12 protein-coding genes are annotated in these 15904 nt (G+C 60.5%); 8 read left to right on the top strand and 4 right to left on the bottom strand.

Annotated elements, in window-relative coordinates; genetic code table 11:
* The first annotated feature begins 156 nt into the window (after nt 1–156).
* A complete protein-coding gene (locus ACP7BO_RS09315) occupies nt 157–1443 on the top strand; it encodes an amidohydrolase (protein ID WP_397456931.1) in 1287 nt (428 codons plus the stop codon).
* Nucleotides 1444–1461: 18 nt separating this feature from the next.
* On the opposite strand, the gene ACP7BO_RS09310 is transcribed toward ACP7BO_RS09315, so the two are convergent.
* A complete protein-coding gene (locus ACP7BO_RS09310) occupies nt 1462–2136 on the bottom strand; it encodes an MgtC/SapB family protein (RefSeq protein WP_426209827.1) in 675 nt (224 codons plus the stop codon).
* Nucleotides 2137–2317: 181 nt separating this feature from the next.
* Between ACP7BO_RS09310 and alr the strand changes: the two genes are divergently transcribed.
* Together alr and ACP7BO_RS09300 are read left to right on the top strand one after the other, a co-directional pair.
* Nucleotides 2318–3547, top strand: a complete 1230-nt coding sequence (gene alr, locus ACP7BO_RS09305; protein WP_073510246.1) for an alanine racemase — start codon at nt 2318–2320, stop codon at nt 3545–3547.
* A gap of 271 nt (nt 3548–3818) precedes the next feature.
* Nucleotides 3819–5921: a TonB-dependent siderophore receptor gene (locus tag ACP7BO_RS09300; protein ID WP_426209825.1), complete on the top strand. Its 2103-nt coding sequence runs from the start codon at nt 3819–3821 to the stop codon at nt 5919–5921.
* 141 nt (nt 5922–6062) lie between these two features.
* On the opposite strand, the gene ACP7BO_RS09295 is transcribed toward ACP7BO_RS09300, so the two are convergent.
* Nucleotides 6063–6515, bottom strand: coding sequence for a carboxymuconolactone decarboxylase family protein (locus tag ACP7BO_RS09295; protein ID WP_426209823.1), 453 nt, complete (start codon nt 6513–6515; stop codon nt 6063–6065).
* A gap of 111 nt (nt 6516–6626) precedes the next feature.
* Here ACP7BO_RS09295 and ACP7BO_RS09290 point away from each other — a divergent pair, with 111 nt between their 5' ends.
* The 4 genes from ACP7BO_RS09290 (at nt 6627) to ACP7BO_RS09275 (ending at nt 11713) form a co-directional block, all read left to right on the top strand.
* Nucleotides 6627–8027, top strand: coding sequence for a PLP-dependent aminotransferase family protein (locus tag ACP7BO_RS09290; protein ID WP_426209821.1), 1401 nt, complete (start codon nt 6627–6629; stop codon nt 8025–8027).
* 169 nt (nt 8028–8196) lie between these two features.
* On the top strand, nt 8197–8727 hold the full coding sequence (locus ACP7BO_RS09285; protein WP_426209819.1) for a sugar dehydrogenase complex small subunit: 531 nt from the start codon (nt 8197–8199) through the stop codon (nt 8725–8727).
* Nucleotides 8720–10342 (top strand): GMC family oxidoreductase, encoded by a 1623-nt coding sequence (locus ACP7BO_RS09280; protein WP_426209817.1) that lies wholly within the window; start codon nt 8720–8722, stop codon nt 10340–10342. Before ACP7BO_RS09285 ends, ACP7BO_RS09280 begins: the two co-directional genes overlap by 8 nt.
* A gap of 3 nt (nt 10343–10345) precedes the next feature.
* Nucleotides 10346–11713 (top strand): c-type cytochrome, encoded by a 1368-nt coding sequence (locus ACP7BO_RS09275; RefSeq protein ID WP_426209815.1) that lies wholly within the window; start codon nt 10346–10348, stop codon nt 11711–11713.
* 433 nt (nt 11714–12146) lie between these two features.
* Here the strand turns inward: ACP7BO_RS09275 and ACP7BO_RS09270 are convergent, their stop codons facing one another.
* Nucleotides 12147–13421 carry a glucarate dehydratase family protein gene (locus ACP7BO_RS09270; protein WP_426209813.1) on the bottom strand — a complete coding sequence of 425 codons (1275 nt, stop codon included), beginning with the start codon at nt 13419–13421 and terminating at the stop codon, nt 12147–12149.
* The gene (locus ACP7BO_RS09265; protein WP_426209811.1) at nt 13418–14794 is read right to left on the bottom strand and encodes an MFS transporter; all 1377 of its coding nucleotides are present in this window, start codon (nt 14792–14794) and stop codon (nt 13418–13420) included. Before ACP7BO_RS09265 ends, ACP7BO_RS09270 begins: the two co-directional genes overlap by 4 nt.
* Nucleotides 14795–14901: 107 nt before the next feature.
* On the opposite strand from ACP7BO_RS09265, the gene ACP7BO_RS09260 reads away from it, so the two are divergent.
* On the top strand, nt 14902–15804 hold the full coding sequence (locus ACP7BO_RS09260; protein ID WP_426209809.1) for a LysR family transcriptional regulator: 903 nt from the start codon (nt 14902–14904) through the stop codon (nt 15802–15804).
* Nucleotides 15805–15904 lie beyond the last annotated feature (100 nt).

Below are 15904 nucleotides of genomic sequence, written 5' to 3'. Positions count from 1 at the left end.
ACCGCCAATGCCCGGTAATCGAACACTTTTCGGCTGCCGGCCTTTGAACCCGTCAAGGCAACCACATACCCTGCCCGGATCCAAAACAACAAGAAGTGAACCGTCATGCCCATGCCCCTACGACCTGGCCTCTTATACCTTGCGTTGCTCAGCGCAATGACCGTGACCACGACCCAGGCCGCCGACCTGAGCTGGGTTGACCCGGCTGTAGCCTCAGTCAACCAGGAGGTGATTGACCTGCGCCATACCATTCACCAGAACCCCGAGCTGGGCAATATGGAGGTTAAAACCGCAGCGCTGGTGGCCGATCGACTCAAGGCGCTGGGTCTCGAAGTGCGTACCCAGGTCGGCAAGACAGGTGTGGTCGGCGTGCTCAAGGGCGGCCTCCCCGGCCCGGTGGTTGCGCTGCGTGCCGATATGGACGCGCTGCCCGTCAAGGAACTGAACGACCTGCCCTATGCCAGTAAAGCCACTGGCGTACGCCTGGGTAAAACCGTGCCGGTCATGCATGCCTGTGGGCATGACACCCATACCGCCATGCTGTTGGGCGCAGCCAGGGTACTGGCCGAGCATCGGGACCAAGTGGCCGGTACGGTGGTGTTCCTGTTCCAGCCGGCCGAAGAAGGCGCCGCCGATGTGGACGACTCGCAAACCGATACGCTGATCGGAGCCCAGGCCATGATCCGTGACGGTGCCCTGGACTCGCCCAAGGTTGAAGCCGTGTTCGGGGTTCACGTGATGGCGGGCTACCCGACCGGGCACCTGTATTACAAAGCCGGAACGGTACTTAACAGCAGCGATCAGTTCCGCATCACCGTGGACGGTCAGCAAACCCATGGCTCGGCACCGTGGAGCGGGGTTGATCCGATTGTTGCCAGCGGCGCCATCATTGGCGGACTGCAGACCTTGGTGAGTCGTCGTGCGGACCTGAGCCAGGGCATGGCCGTGGTCAGTGTCGGCACCATCAACGGCGGCTCGGCCAGCAACATCATCCCGCAGACAGTCGAACTCACCGGGACCATCCGCAGCAACAGCCCGGCGATCCGCGACACTATCCTGAAAAAAATGCCGCCGCTGGTTCAGGGCATTGCCAGTGCCTATGAGACCCGGGCCGATCTGCAGGTGACCAACCATACCCCGGTGACCGTCAACAATCCGAGCCTGACCGAGGCCATGGTGCCGGCGCTGGAACTGGCAGCGCCGGGCAAGGTTGAGCGCCTGCCTGCATCGCTGTCGCCCAGCGAAGACTTCTCGTATTACGCGCAAAAAGTCCCGGGGCTGTTCGTGTTTCTGGGGGCCACTCCCGCAGACCAGGACATGGCCTCGGCCCCCAACAATCACAGCCCCTACTTCACCGCCGATGACGCAACCCTGGCCACCGGTGTAAAGGCGCACGTGCAGTTCGTGCTCAATTACCCGGGGCGAGCCAACAGCAAGTCGTGACCGCTGCCAGACCGCAAGTTACTGAACAGCCTGCTCTTCAGTAACCTGCGGTATGCCGAGGATGTCGTTGACGATGGCGTTGTATTCCAGCCGGGACGTATTCCTGAACTCGATGGTGACGAATTCCGTGTCGTGGACCGACCCCCGCTCGGTCACCAGATGCTTGATGTTATCGGCCCGGGCACCCAATACCTCCTTGAGCCGGTTCATTGTCAGGGTACCGGTCGGAGCCACCAGCCTGACCACGTGCACCTTCAGGTAATCGCGGTACTTTCGCTCTAGCGGCCCAAGGATCGCCAGAATCACCAGGATCAAGACTGCGGCCGCCACCGACAGCGTATACAGCCCGCCGCCCACCGACAGGCCAATGGCGGCCACTGCCCACAAACTGGCCGCCGTGTTCAGGCCCCTGATCACGGCACCCCGCTGCAAAATTGAGCCCGCCCCCAAAAAGCCGATGCCGGTCACCACCTGCGCCGCGATCCGCGAAGGGTCCAGTCGGGTACCGGGCATGGTCAGCGCCTGCTCGAAACCAAAGGCCGAAACCATCATGAACAGGCAGGCCCCGGTACACACCAGCATGTGGGTGCGAAGCCCTGCGGACCAAAACAGATGCTCGCGTTGAAGCCCGATCAGACAGCCCAGCAAGGCCGCCAACAACAACCGTAAACACATTTCCGGATCAGTAATCATCGCACGCGTCCCCCCGCAAACTTTCGAGCATAGCCAAGCTTTGGGGATCGGCCACAGATCATCGGCATCACGACACAATGAGACAGATCCGCGGCCAGGGGAGTGACTTTACCCGGCGTCAATTCTAGTATCGGCCCGCCCTACCGCCCCTCCCTAAAAATAATGTATGGAAACTCCGATAATGCCCTTCACTCGCACCCTGCTCGCCCTCTCTTTAGGCATGGCTCTGCTGCAAAACCCGGCCTTCGCCGCCCCGCCCCTGTCGATGACCAATGGTGTCGCGCAGGTCAACACCCAGGACAGCAATGCCTGGGTCGAAATCAACAAGGCGGCCTTTGAAAACAATATCCGGGTGCTGCAAACCACCCTGGATGGCAAGTCGAAAATCTGCGCCGTACTCAAGGCTGATGCCTACGGTCACGGTATCGGGCTGCTGATGCCGTCAGTGATTGCCATGGGCGTTCCCTGTGTCGGGGTCGCCAGCAACGAAGAGGCCCGTGTGGTGCGTGAAAGCGGCTTCAAGGGCCAGTTGATCCGCGTACGCACCGCCGCCCTCAGCGAGCTGGAAGCGGCACTGCCCTACAACATGGAAGAACTGGTGGGCAACCTCGATTTCGCGGTCAAGGCCAGCCTGATTGCCGAGCAGCACGGCCGCCCGCTGGTGGTACACCTGGGGCTGAACTCCAGCGGCATGAGCCGTAACGGCGTTGAGATGACCACCGCAGAAGGTCGCCGTGACGCGGTCGCCATCACCAAAGTGCCGAACCTGGAAATACGGGCGATCATGACCCACTTCGCGGTCGAGGATGCCGACGACGTACGCGCCGGGCTCAAGGCCTTCAATCAGCAGGCAGAGTGGCTGATGAATGTTGCCGGGCTCGATCGCAGCAAAATCACCCTGCATGCCGCCAACTCGTTCGCCACCCTGGAAGTGCCCGAGTCGCACCTGGACATGGTCCGCCCGGGCGGCGCGCTGTTCGGTGACACCGTGCCATCGCACACCGATTACAAGCGCGTGATGCAGTTCAAGTCCCACGTGGCCTCGGTCAACAGCTACCCCAAGGGCAATACCGTCGGTTATGACCGCACCTACACCCTGGGCCGTGACTCGAAACTGGCCAACATCACGGTTGGCTACTCCGACGGCTACCGCCGTGCGTTCACCAACAAAGGCATCGTGCTGATCAACGGCCACCGCGTGCCAGTGGTGGGCAAAGTGTCGATGAACACACTGATGGTTGACGTCACCGATGCCCCGGATGTGAAAAGCGGTGATGAAGTGGTGCTGTTCGGCCAGCAGGGCAAGGCGCAAATCAGCCAGGCAGAAGTCGAAGACATCAACGGTGCGCTGCTTGCCGACCTGTACACCGTATGGGGCAACTCCAACCCGAAAATCCTGATCGACCAATAACAACCTGAAATCTGAATCTGTACCTGTACCTGTACCTGTACCTGTAGGAGCGAGCTTGCCTCGCGAGCTCTTTGCACGCGGCGCATAAAATCGCCAAGAGCTCGCGAGGCAAGCTCGCTCCTACAGCTGGTTAGACCGCAGCATGATCACCCCCTCCAGCAAACGCGAATCGTAAAGATTGGTAAATGGCATTGATTGTTATTTACGCAAATGTGAAAATTTGTAACCAATTCTCGTTTACGCAGTTCCTTGCCCGGAGTATTCGCAGATCATGCGCAAAATGTTCACCCTGCCCACGTCAGCCCTCACGCTGATCGCCCTGGGCGTTCTCAACAGTGCCGTTGCCGACACCCTGGACCTGCCTTCCACCAGCATCACTGGCGACAGTGAAGACGCGCCGCAGGGTTATCAGGCCAGGCCGAATGCCAGCACCACGCGGCTGAACCTGACCGCAGGGCAAACGCCACAAGGCGTGACCAGCATCAAGCGCGAGCAACTGGATGACTTCAAACTCAACAGTATCCGCGACGTGCTGGACAGTACACCGGGGGTCAACGTGCAGAAGATCGAGACCGATCGCACTTACTTCACAGCCCGCGGTTTCGACATCACCAACTTCCAGTACGACGGCATGGGGATGCCATTGAACGGCGGGTTGCTGGTGGGCGATATCGACACGGCGCCTTATGAGCAAGTGGACATTTTGCACGGTGCCAACGGCCTGATGACCGGCAGCGGCAACCCCTCGGCCACGGTCAACTTTGTGCGCAAACGCCCCACCTATGACACCGAAGCCAAGGTCAGTGTCAGTGCCGGTTCCTGGGACAAACGCCGCGTCGACCTCGATGTCTCCGGGCCTCTGACCGACTCGGGGAATGTGCGCGGACGGGTGATTTACGCCAACGAGGTGGGCAATTCCTACCTGGACCGCTACTCGCGGGAGAAGAATATTTTCAGCGGCCTGCTGGCCTTCGACCTGACTGACAACGACACCCTGACTCTGGGCATCGAAGACCAGAAGACCAATGCCAACGGCGCCAGCTGGGGCGCGCTGCCGCTGACCGATGCCAGTGGCAAGGCGCTGCATTACAGCAGCACCCGCTCCAGCATCGCCCAGCCGTGGGTGTACTGGGACGTGCACACCACTCGCGCCTTTGCCGAGTGGCAACACAGTTTCGCCAATGACTGGAAGTCGACGCTGACCCTGACCGCCATGGAGCACCGCGAAGACACCAACATGTTCTACGTGTACGGCAACAGCGGCTCGGCCACCGGTTTCACCGGCCTTGCCTCCAACTACAAGGACAAGACCCGGGAACTGGATGGCGACATCTCCTTCAGCGGCCCTTTCACCCTTGGCGGTCGTGAACACCAACTGACCTTCGGCGCCAACGTGGCTCGCTCGCGCACCCAGGAGACTTCGCTGTATGGCACATCGTCGTACTACACCGACGTCTCGCTGCAAGATGCCCTCAACGGGGTCATCCCCAAGCCCACCTACAACATCGCCAACGCCGCTGATACTTCCAACTACACCGACCGCCAGAAAAGTGTCTACGCCGGTGCACGCTTTAGCCTGACCGACGATCTGCACCTGATCACCGGGGCACGCATGCTCAGCGCCGACAGCGACGGCGAGAACTACGACTCGGCCCGGGATGTGAGCATCCACGGCAAGGTCACGCCGTATGCGGGCGTGGTCTACGACCTGACCCCGCAATACTCGCTGTATGCCAGCTACACCGAGATATTCAATCCCCAGTACTACCTCAACACCCAGGGCAAAGTGATCGACCCGTTGGAAGGCAAGAGTTACGAAGCAGGCATCAAGGGCCATTTGCTGGACAACAAACTGGATGTCAGCGCGGCGGTGTTCCACACCAAACAGGACAACGTCGCCACCTATGCCGGCCTCAATCCGGCGCTGGGCGGTTACCTGTACGACGGCATGTCCTACAAGAGCAACGGGATCGAGCTTGAGGCATCCGGCGAACTGGCGCCGGGCCTGCAAATCAGCGGCGGCTACACCTACGTGTACATCACCGATGCCGACAATGACCGCGGGCGCAAATTCATCCCGCGCAATGCCCTGACCTCCTCCATGACCTACAAACTGCCGATGGCGCCGAAGGTCAAGGTGGGTGGCAGCCTGAAATGGCAAAGCAAGATCGAGAACGACGACGCGGCGGCGGCAAACCAGGCGGCCTATGCACTGGTGGGTTTGATGGCCAGCTACGACATCGACCCGCACTGGAGCACCCAGCTGAACCTGGACAACCTCACCAACCAGAAGTACCTGCAAAGCGTGCGCTATGGGCAGAGCAACTACGGCGACCCGCGCAACCTGACGGCCTCGGTCAGCTGGAAGTTCTGAGCAACGCCTGACCGCCCCCTACTGTAGGAGCGAGCTTGTCTGTAGGAGCGAGCTTGCTCGCGAGCTCTTGGTCGCGGCATTGAAAAAGCTCGCGAGCAAGCTCGCTCCTACAGGGTTATGTGTTGAATGTTACAGGCCCGATTACCCCCGGGCCGCTGCCGGGGTCATGCGAAAGGCCACGCCGAAGCGGTTGTAGGCGTTCATCAGGCCGATGGCATAGGTCAGGTCCGCCAGTTCCTTGTTGCTGAATTCAGCCGCCGCCTGTTCATAGTCAGCATCACTTACCCCGCTCTGCTCTACCCGGGTCACGCTTTGTGCCCATCTCAACGCAACCCGCTCACGCCGGCTGAACAACTCACCCCCTTCTTCCCACACCGGTACCAACACCAGCTTTTCAACGGCCATGCCGTGCTTGAGCAAATCCCGCGAGTGAAGATCGATGCAGTAGGCACAGCCATTTATTTGCGATACCCGCAGATACACCAGGTCGATCAACGCTTTTGGCAGACCGCTGTTTTGCACACAGGCGTAGACATTGGCAAATGCCTTGTTGCCCTCGGGTGAAGCCTTGGAGTAATCGATACGCGGGTTCATGACTGTCCTTGCAGTGGCACATTAGGTGAGACCATAGTGCCGGCTCATGGCTCTATCAAAAAGAGCCATGAATTGCCTTCTTCTATAGGCCATGATTCCTTCAGGCAGACCATGAAAACCACTGTGCCGCGTATTTCCCCGCTGGACCCGACCTCCAGTGAACCCATTTACCGCCAGCTCTACGCACGCTTTCGTGCGGCCATAGCCAACGGCTCGCTCAAACCCGGTGAGCGTGTGCCCGCTGCAAGGGCTCTGGCCAAAGAACTGGGACTGGCCAGAGGCACTGTGGATTGCGCGTATTCATTGCTGAGCTCCGAAGGCTATCTGCACGCGCGGGGCCAGGCAGGAACGGTGGTGGCGCAAGGGATCAGCAGTAACCCTGAACCGATAACCGCCCCTGGCACAGCCAGCCCGGCCCTGCGCCAGCAACCGCAGATCTTGCCCTTTCAAATGGGCCTGCCGGCGCTGGACGTTTTCCCCCGTAAAACCTGGGCCCAAATCGGCGCACGTTGCGTGCGCAGCGCCACCGTCGAGGACATGGCCCTGCCCCCGGACCAGGGCCTGGAAGCGTTACGCATCGCCATTGCCAGCTATTTACAGGTTGCCCGCGGGATTAGCTGTGCCCCGTCCCAGGTGTTCATCACCACGGGGTATCGGGACAGCCTGTCGCTGATCGCCCATGCATTGCTCGAACCGGGCGACCGGGTGCTGGTGGAAGACCCCGGTTATCCGCCTACCCGCCAGTTGCTCGGGCACTTGGGTATAGAGGCAGTCGCCACTGCCGTGGATCAGGACGGCATATGTTTGCCCCGGACCATGGACGACCGGTTCCGTGCAGCCGTGGTCACCCCCGCCCACCAGAGCCCTCTGTGTGTATCGCTGACACTGCCGCGCCGCCAGCAACTACTGGCCTGGGCCAGCCGGCAACAGGCCTGGATTGTCGAAGACGATTACGACGGCGAGTACCGCTACATCAGCCGTCCGCTGCCGGCACTCAAGAGTCTGGACCGCGATGGGCGGGTGATTTACAGCGGCACCTTCAGCAAGGTGCTGTTTCCGGGGATACGCCTGGCTTATCTGGTGGTGCCCGAGGCGCAAATCGGGCGCTTTGAAAGTATCAGCCAGATTTTTCGCGGTGGTTGCCCGCAACTGACCCAGGCCATCGTCGCCTCCTTTATGGCGCAAGGTCACTTTGCCCGGCATATCCAGCGCATGCGCAAACTGTATGGCGAACGTCGAGCACTGACGGTGCGCGGGCTGAACAACGTACTGGGCGAGCATGTCAGCATCGATGCCAACCCCGGCGGCATGCACCTGATCATGCATCTCAAGGCCTCGCAATCGGACACCGCACTGGTGCAACGCATGCGCCAGCACGGTCTGTTCGCCGAAGCACTGAGTGAATGGAGCCAGCAACACACACCTCAATCGGCTCTTCTGCTGGGGTTTGCCAACATCCAGTCACAAGCCAGCGCCGAAGCACTGGGCCAGCGCATTCTGGCGCTTATGTAACAGCGGCCATGGCACTGAAACAATTAAAGATAGTTAGCTAAACATTTGTTATTGTTGCGCTCCCCTCTCTGGCGACTAACCACCGCCAGTGCCCTCCCCGCGCAATCACATCGTTGATTGCGCAAATGCTGCACCCCCATAACTAAAACCTGCAACGACAGGAAGAACCATGAATTGCCTGAATGATCTGAAAAAGCCTACGCGGCGCGTGCTGCTGCAAGGACTCTTGACTGCTTATACCGCGTCCCTGATTCCCTTCGCCTTGGCCGAAACGGTCGACACACCAGAACAAGGTGCCTTTGTGGCGCTGTCAGCGATCATCGCCGGGCGTCAAAGCCTCGACCCGGTGCTGGCCGGCATGCTGTTCAAAGCATTGGTTGAACAAGACCCCGGTTTTGCGCAGGCAGCCAAAGAGCTGCTGGTGCTGATCAATGAGCGCCAGATTGACCCCATGCAACTGCAACAGACCCTGGATGACGAGAAATCGTCCCTGGCCAGCGTGCCGCGCAAAGTTGCCATGGCCTGGTTCATGGGCGTAGTCGGCAGCGGCGCCCAGGCCCGTTGCCTGGCATACGAACACGCCTTGAATGCGCAGATCGTCGCTGATGTGCTCAAGCCCCCTACGTATGCCTATGGCACTTATGGAAGCTGGGCTCGCAACCCGACAGTCGAATTGAAAAAAGAGGTGAACAATGTCTGATCAACTGTCCGCGGACATCGTCATCATCGGCTCGGGCATCTGCGGCGCCATGGCCGCCACTCACCTGCTCAAACAAGGCGCCTCGGTGCTGATTCTTGAAGCAGGCGGCCCTATCGATCGCGGGCGGGTGGTTGCCGCATTCCGCAATTCGACACGTAAAAGTGACTGGATGTCGCCCTATACCTGCAGCGACATCGCTCCGCACCCGATCTACAAGCCGACCGACAACGGCTATCTGGTTCAGGGCGGCCCTTACCCGTATCCGGCCGAATACATCCGCGGCGTCGGCGGCACCACCTGGCACTGGGCCGCGCAGGCATGGCGCCTGGTGCCCGGCGACATGCGGATCAAGACCCTGTACAACCTGGGCGTCGACTGGCCCATGACCTATGCAGAACTCGACCCTTTCTATCAACAGGCGGAAGAGATCTGGGGCGTGTCAGGCGCTGAAAACACCGGTTCACCCCGCAGCCAGCCGTTCCCGATGGAACCCGTGACCGAGCCCTACGCCATGCGCCGCATCCGCGAACGCCTGGCCCCGGCGTTCCCGGTAGTGGGTAACACCACCGCCCGTAACAGCCGCGTCTATGACGGTCGCCCGGCCTGCTGTGGCAACAACAGCTGCCAGCCGATTTGCCCGATTGACGCGCAATACCATGGCGGCATCGCGATTCAGACCGCAGTGGACGCAGGCGCCCGACTGCACGTCAACGCCGTGGTTTATCGCATCGAACATGATGACCAAGGCCATATCGTGGCCGTGCACTACTTCGACGCGGACAAACAATCGCACCGGGTTACCGGCAAGACGTTCATCCTTGCCGCCAACGGCATCGAAAGCCCGAAACTGCTGCTGATGTCTGCCAGCGACAAGTACCCCAACGGCCTGGCCAACAGCTCCGGCATGGTGGGCCGCAACCTGATGGACCACCCGAGCACCTCGCTGACCTTCGATGCCGATGAAGAACTGTGGCTGGGCCGCGGCCCGCAAAGCCCGAGTTCGATCAACACCATGCGCGATGGTGAGTTCCGCTCCGAGCATGCTCCGTATCGCCTGGACTTCACCAATATCTCCCGGGTCAACGGCGCCACTGACGCGCTGATCACGGCCGGGGTCTACGGTGCCGAATTCGAGAAGCAGTTGCGCCACCGCGCCGCCTTCGAAATGAGCCTCAAGGACGTGCTGGAAGTCCTGCCCAACCCTGAGAACCGTATCAGCCTGAGCGATCAGAAAGACAAGCTGGGGCTGCCCAAACCCAAGGTCAACTACGCCATCGACGAATACACCCGCAAGGGTGCGGCGCGGTCCCACCAAGACTTCGCACGGATTGCCGAAATGATGGGCGCCACCAATCTGCGCTACAGCGCCGAAGGCAGCTTTGCCAACAACCAGCACATCACCGGCACCATGAGCATGGGCAACGACCCGAAGACCTCGGTGTGCGACAGCTATGGCCGTACCCACGACCACGACAACCTGTTCATTTGCAGCACCGGTGTGATGCCGACTTCGGCCACGATGAACTCAACCCTGACCGCTGCGGCACTGACTTTGCGCACCGCGCAACACATCTTGCCAAACCGGATTATTGCCACTGAACAGGGACGGGGCTAAGCCATGAACTGGAGTCTTACTTCCCTAACCGCGCTGATGCTGCTGGCACTCAACGTCAATGCAGCCGATGACGCACAGATCAAGCGTGGCCAGTACCTGTCCACTGCCGGTGACTGCGTTGCCTGCCACAGCGTGCCCGGTGGCAAGCCGTTTGCCGGGGGCCTGGCGCTGCCTACGCCGATCGGCGACATCATCGCCACCAACATCACCCCGTCGAAAACCGCCGGTATCGGCAACTACAGCCTGGAGCAGTTCAGCGATGCCCTGCGCAAGGGCGTGCGTGCCGATGGCCAGCATCTTTATCCCGCCATGCCTTACACCGCTTACGCCAAAGTCAGCGATGAAGACATCAAGGATATGTACGCCTACTTCATGAACGTAGTGGAGCCGGTGGAGACACCGACCAAAGCCACCGACCTGCCGTTTCCGTTCAACATTCGCCTGTCCATGGCCGCGTGGAACCTGTTGTTTCTCGACAACAGCACCTTCGTTGCCGATACCGGCCGCGGTCCCGAGTGGAACCGTGGTGCCTATCTGGTCCAGGGCCTGACCCACTGCAGCACCTGCCACACCCCGCGCAATCTGCTGATGGCCGAAGTGGCCTCCAAAGAACTGGCGGGCGGCGATGTGGGAACCTGGCACGCGCCCAACATCACCTCCGACCTCAACAGCGGTATCGGTGGCTGGGACAATTCTGAGCTGGTGGCGTACCTGAAAACCGGCGAAGCCCGGGGCAAGGCACAAGCTGCCGGGCCGATGGCCGAAGCGGTGGATCACAGCCTGCAACACCTGAGCGACAGCGACCTCAAGGCCATTGCCGTTTACCTCAAGGCGCTGCCCGCACAGCACAACCCGGCTGACAGCAAACCGGTGTATGCCCTGGGGCAAGCGACTGATGAGCTGAACAGCATCCGTGGCGTAGCGTTGCCGGCTGATGGCGACAAAATGACCGGAGCCCAGATCTACGATGCCTATTGCAGTTCCTGCCACCAGGCCCAGGGCCAGGGCCAGGGCAGCTTCGAAGGCGGCCTGCCCTCGTTGTTGCACAACACCGCGGTCGGACGCAGCAATCCGGCCAACCTGGTGATGGTGATTCTGGAAGGGGTGAAACGGGGTGCGGATGGTCAGGACATCCGCATGCAAGGTTTCGAAAAGACCTTGAGTGACCAGCAGGTAGCGACACTGGCGACCTGGCTGACCGGACAATACGGCAACCCGCAGGTCAACGTCAGCGCGACCCAGGTCAAGCAAACCCGCGCAGGCGGCCCCGTCTCGCACCTGGCCACCCTGGCCCGGGGCGCGATGGCTGCAGGCGTCATCGTCTTGATCCTGCTGGTGGTATGGCGAGTACGCCGTAAACGCCGGAGCTGACCCGCAGGAGCCAGCTTGCTCGCGATGTCATCACGCACATCGCTGGCAAGCCAGCTCCCACATTTTCTGGAACGCCCCCTCCTGTAGGAGCGAGCTTGCTCGCGATGGCATCATGCACATCGCTGGCAAGCCAGCTCCCACATTTTCTGGAACGCCCTCCTCCTGTAGGAGCGAGCTTGCTCGCGATGTCATCACGCACATCGCTGGCAAGCCAGCTCCCACATTTTCTGGAACGCCCCCTCCTGTAGGAGCGAGCTTGCTCGCGATGTCATCACGCACATCGCTGGCAAGCCAGCTTCCACATTTTCTGGAACGCCCCCCTCCTGTAGGAGCGAGCTTGCTCGCGAGCTCTTGGTTGCGATGTTGAAAAGCTCGCTCCTACAGAGGGCGGTAGAGCTGCGTATCCGGCACTGGGGTGTAGACCATTGCGCGATCAAAAGCGCGGTTTTACCGCCTTCCAGTCAGGCTTGTACCGCTGCATTTGCTTAACGTCATCGCGCTGGCGAATGCCGCAATTGAGGTACTGGTCATGCAATTTGGCCAATTGCCCGTAGTCCAGCTCCAGCCCCAGACCCGGCGCGCGTGTGATCTTCACGCAACCATCGACAATCGGCACTTTGCCGCCCTTGATCACCTCCTCGTCCGCCTCCTGCCAGGGGTAATGCGTGTCGCAGGCATAGTCCAGGTTCGGCACCGAGGCCGCGACATGGGCCATGGCCATCAGGCTGATACCCAAGTGCGAGTTGGAGTGCATGGACACACCCAGGCCAAAGGTCTGGCACATTTTGGCCAGCGCCTGGGTATCGCGCAGCCCGCCCCAGTAATGGTGGTCAGCCAGCACAATCTGTGTGCTGTTGAGGGCCACGCTGCGGCGAAACTCATCGAAGTCGGTGACCACCATATTGGTCGCCAGGGGCAAGCCGGTACGCCGGTGCAGTTCAGCCATGCCCTCCAGACCCGGGGTCGGGTCTTCGTAATACTGCAGATCGTCACCCAGCAGTTCAGCCATGCGAATCGCCGTTTGCAGCGACCAGTTGCCATTGGGATCGATACGCAACGGGTAGCCGGGGAAGGCTTTTTTCAGCGCCTTGATGCACGCCACCTCATGCTCGGGAGGCAATGTCCCGGCCTTGAGCTTGATGCTTTTGAAGCCATAGGCATCAATCATGCGCCGGGCCTGGGCGACGATCTGCTCTTCGTTCAGTGCCTCGCCCCACGCGTCGGCCTTGTAGGGCGAATCAATATGCTCGGCGTACTTGAAAAACAGGTAGGCACTGAAGGGAATTTCATCGCGCACCGCGCCGCCGAGCAGGTCTACCAGAGGCACCTTCAGGTACTGCGCCTGCAGGTCGAGAAACGCCACCTCGAAGGCTGAATAGGCATTGCTCACCGCTTTGCTGGCATGGGAACCGGGCGCCAGTTCCGCGCCGGCCATGCTTCGCGGTTTATTGGCTGCAACAGTGGCCTGCACAATGGCGCGCAAGTGATTGAGGTTGAACGGATCGAGACCGGTCAGTTGCTCCTGCAGTTGCTGCTGGATGGCCAGCGCCGGGGCATCGCCGTAGCTCTCGCCCAGGCCAATGTAGCCATTGTCGCTCTCGATTTCGATGATCGAACGCAGGGCATAGGGCTCGTGAATTCCGCTGGCATTGAGCAACGGCGGGTCCCGGAAGGCGATGGGGGTGACAGTGACACGTTGGATTTTCAAGAAGCGGCTCCTGCTGGATCGGTTTTCAAAGCGTTGCGCCGGGGCGGCGTAAAGGCATCGGGCTGGCTGGCCTGCGTCTGATCAGGCGCAGGCATACGGACAAAAAAGATCACCGCCGCAGCCACCAGTGAAGTGGCCGCCAACCCGTACAGGCCGCCTTCGATGGAGCCGGTGGTCTGCTCCAGAAAACCGAACGCGGTGGGCGCCACAAACCCGCCCAGGTTGCCGATGGAGTTGATCAGGGCAATCACCGCAGCGGCGATACGCGCATCGAGGTAGCCCTGCGGAATCGGCCAGAACAATGCCGAGGCGGCCTTGAAGCCGATGGCAGCAAAACAAATGGCAACGAAGGCAAACACCGGCCCGCCGATGGTGGACATAAACATGCCCAGCGCCGCGATCACCAGGGTCAGCGCCACCCAGGCTTGCTGGTGCTTCCATTTGCTGGCCAGGGCGGCGAAGCCATACATCGCCACGATGGAAATCAGCCATGGAATCGAGTTGAACAGCCCGACCTGAAAGTCGCCGAAGCTGCCCATCTTTTTGATCATGCTCGGCAGCCAGAACGTAGCGCCATAAATGGTCAGGGCAATAGAGAAGTAGATGAAACAAAACAGGGCGATTTGTTTGTCCGCCAACAATTTAAACATTGAGGGTTTGACCCTCTGCACGCTTTCACGGGCCTGCTGCTCCAGCGCAATGGCGCCCAACAGTGCGGCCTTCTCTTCGTCGCTCAGCCACCTCGCCTGGCGCGGGTGCGACTGCAGCCAGAACCAGACGAAAGCGCAGAGCACGATCGAAGCAAAGCCTTCAATCAGGAACATCCACTGCCAGCCATGCAGGCTCATGCCGCTGACATTGAGCAGTGCCCCGGACACCGGCCCCGAGATCACCGAAGCGATGGCCGAGCCGCTGAGAAAGATCGCCATCGCCTTGCCGCGCTCGGTCGACGGTAGCCATTGGGTGAAGTAGTAAATGATCCCGGGAAAGAACCCCGCTTCAGCGGCGCCGAGAATAAAGCGCAATACATAGAAGCTGGTTTCGCCGCATACAAAAGCCATCGCCATCGCCGCTGCGCCCCAGGTAAACATGATGCGTGTCAGCCAGGCGCGGGCGCCGTAGCGTTGCAACAGCAGGTTGGAAGGCACTTCGAAGATCGCGTAACCAATAAAGAACAGCCCGGCACCCAGGCCATAGGCGGCAGCGCCAATGCCAAGGTCTGTTTCCAGGTGGCTGCGGACAAAACCGATATTGACCCGGTCGATGTAGTTGACGATGAACATCACCACAAACAGGGGCAGAACATGACGCTTCACCTTGGCCGCGGCGCGGGCAAGCACCGCCGGGTCTGGCAGACTCTGGGGGGTATTCAAGGGGAGACTCCCGATCATTGTTTTTTTAGGGACGGGGCGATCATGGACGCGGAGATTGTTCCCGGTCTAATCTAACTTGGCACTGGATTGATACCGGAATTAGATCAATGTTCGAACTGACCCAATTGCGGTGCTTCACCACGGTGGCGACCGAACTCAATTTCCGCCGCGCCGCCGAGCGGCTAAACATGACCCAGCCGCCCCTCAGCCGGCAGATTCAACTGCTGGAGCATCACCTGGGGGTCGAGTTATTCACCCGCACCACTCGCAGCGTCGCCCTGACCGCTGCCGGCCGTGCCTTCTTCATCGAAGCCCAGAACCTGCTGGAGCGCGCCCAGCAAGCCGCGATAACCGCGCGGCGCTTCGCTGAGGGTGATATTGGCTCGGTCAACATCAGTTTCGTCGGCAGCGCGGTGTATGAATTTTTGCCCAAGGTCATCGCCGAAGCCCGGCTCAAGCAGCCCCAGGTCAAAATCGATCTGACAGAGATGAACACCTATCAGCAGCATGAAGCGTTACGCGCCTGGCGCATCGACCTGGGGATCGCCCGCGCACCCTTGCTGGAGCCCGGCTACGCCACTGAATGCCTGGTGCGCGAGCCGTTCGTGCTGGCCGTGCCCGGCAACCATCGACTGGCCAGCGCCGAAACCGTGAGTGTCAAAGACCTCGATGCGCAACCCTTCCTGATGTACTCCCATGCCGCCTACCCGCCCTTCAACGAGCTTTTGACCGGCACCCTGCGCTCTGCCCGCGTGACCCCGCAGTACGTGCAGTGGCTGGGCTCGTCGCTGACCATTCTGGCGCTGGTCAACGCTGCGATGGGCCTGGCCCTGGTACCGCGTTGCGCCTCCAGCGTGGCGTTCAAGAACGTGGTGTTTCGCGATATCGACCTGGGCGAAGGGGTGCAGAGCGAACTGCATCTGATCTGGCGCGAAAACAATGACAACCCTGCATTCGCGATGTTGCTGGAAGGCATACGCCGGGCGGCGCGGGACGGCTGGGGCGTGTAGGCCAAGGGCAACACGCGATGTTTGATGCACCGGTGCGAGCATTGGCAGCACGCTACAAACAGATTGACAGAGCAACGGTAGCCACCTAACAATCCAGCAA

The organism is Pseudomonas sp. TWR2-1-1 (assembly GCF_049897045.1).
Classification (GTDB): Bacteria; Pseudomonadota; Gammaproteobacteria; order Pseudomonadales; family Pseudomonadaceae; genus Aquipseudomonas; species Aquipseudomonas versuta.
This window is presented reverse-complemented; position numbering and strand designations above follow the sequence as displayed.

What these genes read in the sequence shown, in the direction of transcription:
- alr (WP_073510246.1), top strand. Translation starts at nt 2,318, where the DNA reads ATGCCCTTCACTCGCACCCTGCTCGCCCTCTCTTTAGGCATGGCTCTG.
- ACP7BO_RS09315 (WP_397456931.1), top strand. Translation starts at nt 157, where the DNA reads ATGACCGTGACCACGACCCAGGCCGCCGACCTGAGCTGGGTTGACCCG.
- ACP7BO_RS09280 (WP_426209817.1), top strand. Translation starts at nt 8,720, where the DNA reads ATGTCTGATCAACTGTCCGCGGACATCGTCATCATCGGCTCGGGCATC.
- ACP7BO_RS09285 (WP_426209819.1), top strand. Translation starts at nt 8,197, where the DNA reads ATGAATTGCCTGAATGATCTGAAAAAGCCTACGCGGCGCGTGCTGCTG.
- ACP7BO_RS09300 (WP_426209825.1), top strand. Translation starts at nt 3,819, where the DNA reads ATGCGCAAAATGTTCACCCTGCCCACGTCAGCCCTCACGCTGATCGCC.
- ACP7BO_RS09310 (WP_426209827.1), bottom strand. Translation starts at nt 2,136, where the DNA reads ATGATTACTGATCCGGAAATGTGTTTACGGTTGTTGTTGGCGGCCTTG.
- ACP7BO_RS09275 (WP_426209815.1), top strand. Translation starts at nt 10,346, where the DNA reads ATGAACTGGAGTCTTACTTCCCTAACCGCGCTGATGCTGCTGGCACTC.
- ACP7BO_RS09290 (WP_426209821.1), top strand. Translation starts at nt 6,627, where the DNA reads ATGAAAACCACTGTGCCGCGTATTTCCCCGCTGGACCCGACCTCCAGT.
- ACP7BO_RS09260 (WP_426209809.1), top strand. Translation starts at nt 14,902, where the DNA reads ATGTTCGAACTGACCCAATTGCGGTGCTTCACCACGGTGGCGACCGAA.
- ACP7BO_RS09295 (WP_426209823.1), bottom strand. Translation starts at nt 6,515, where the DNA reads ATGAACCCGCGTATCGATTACTCCAAGGCTTCACCCGAGGGCAACAAG.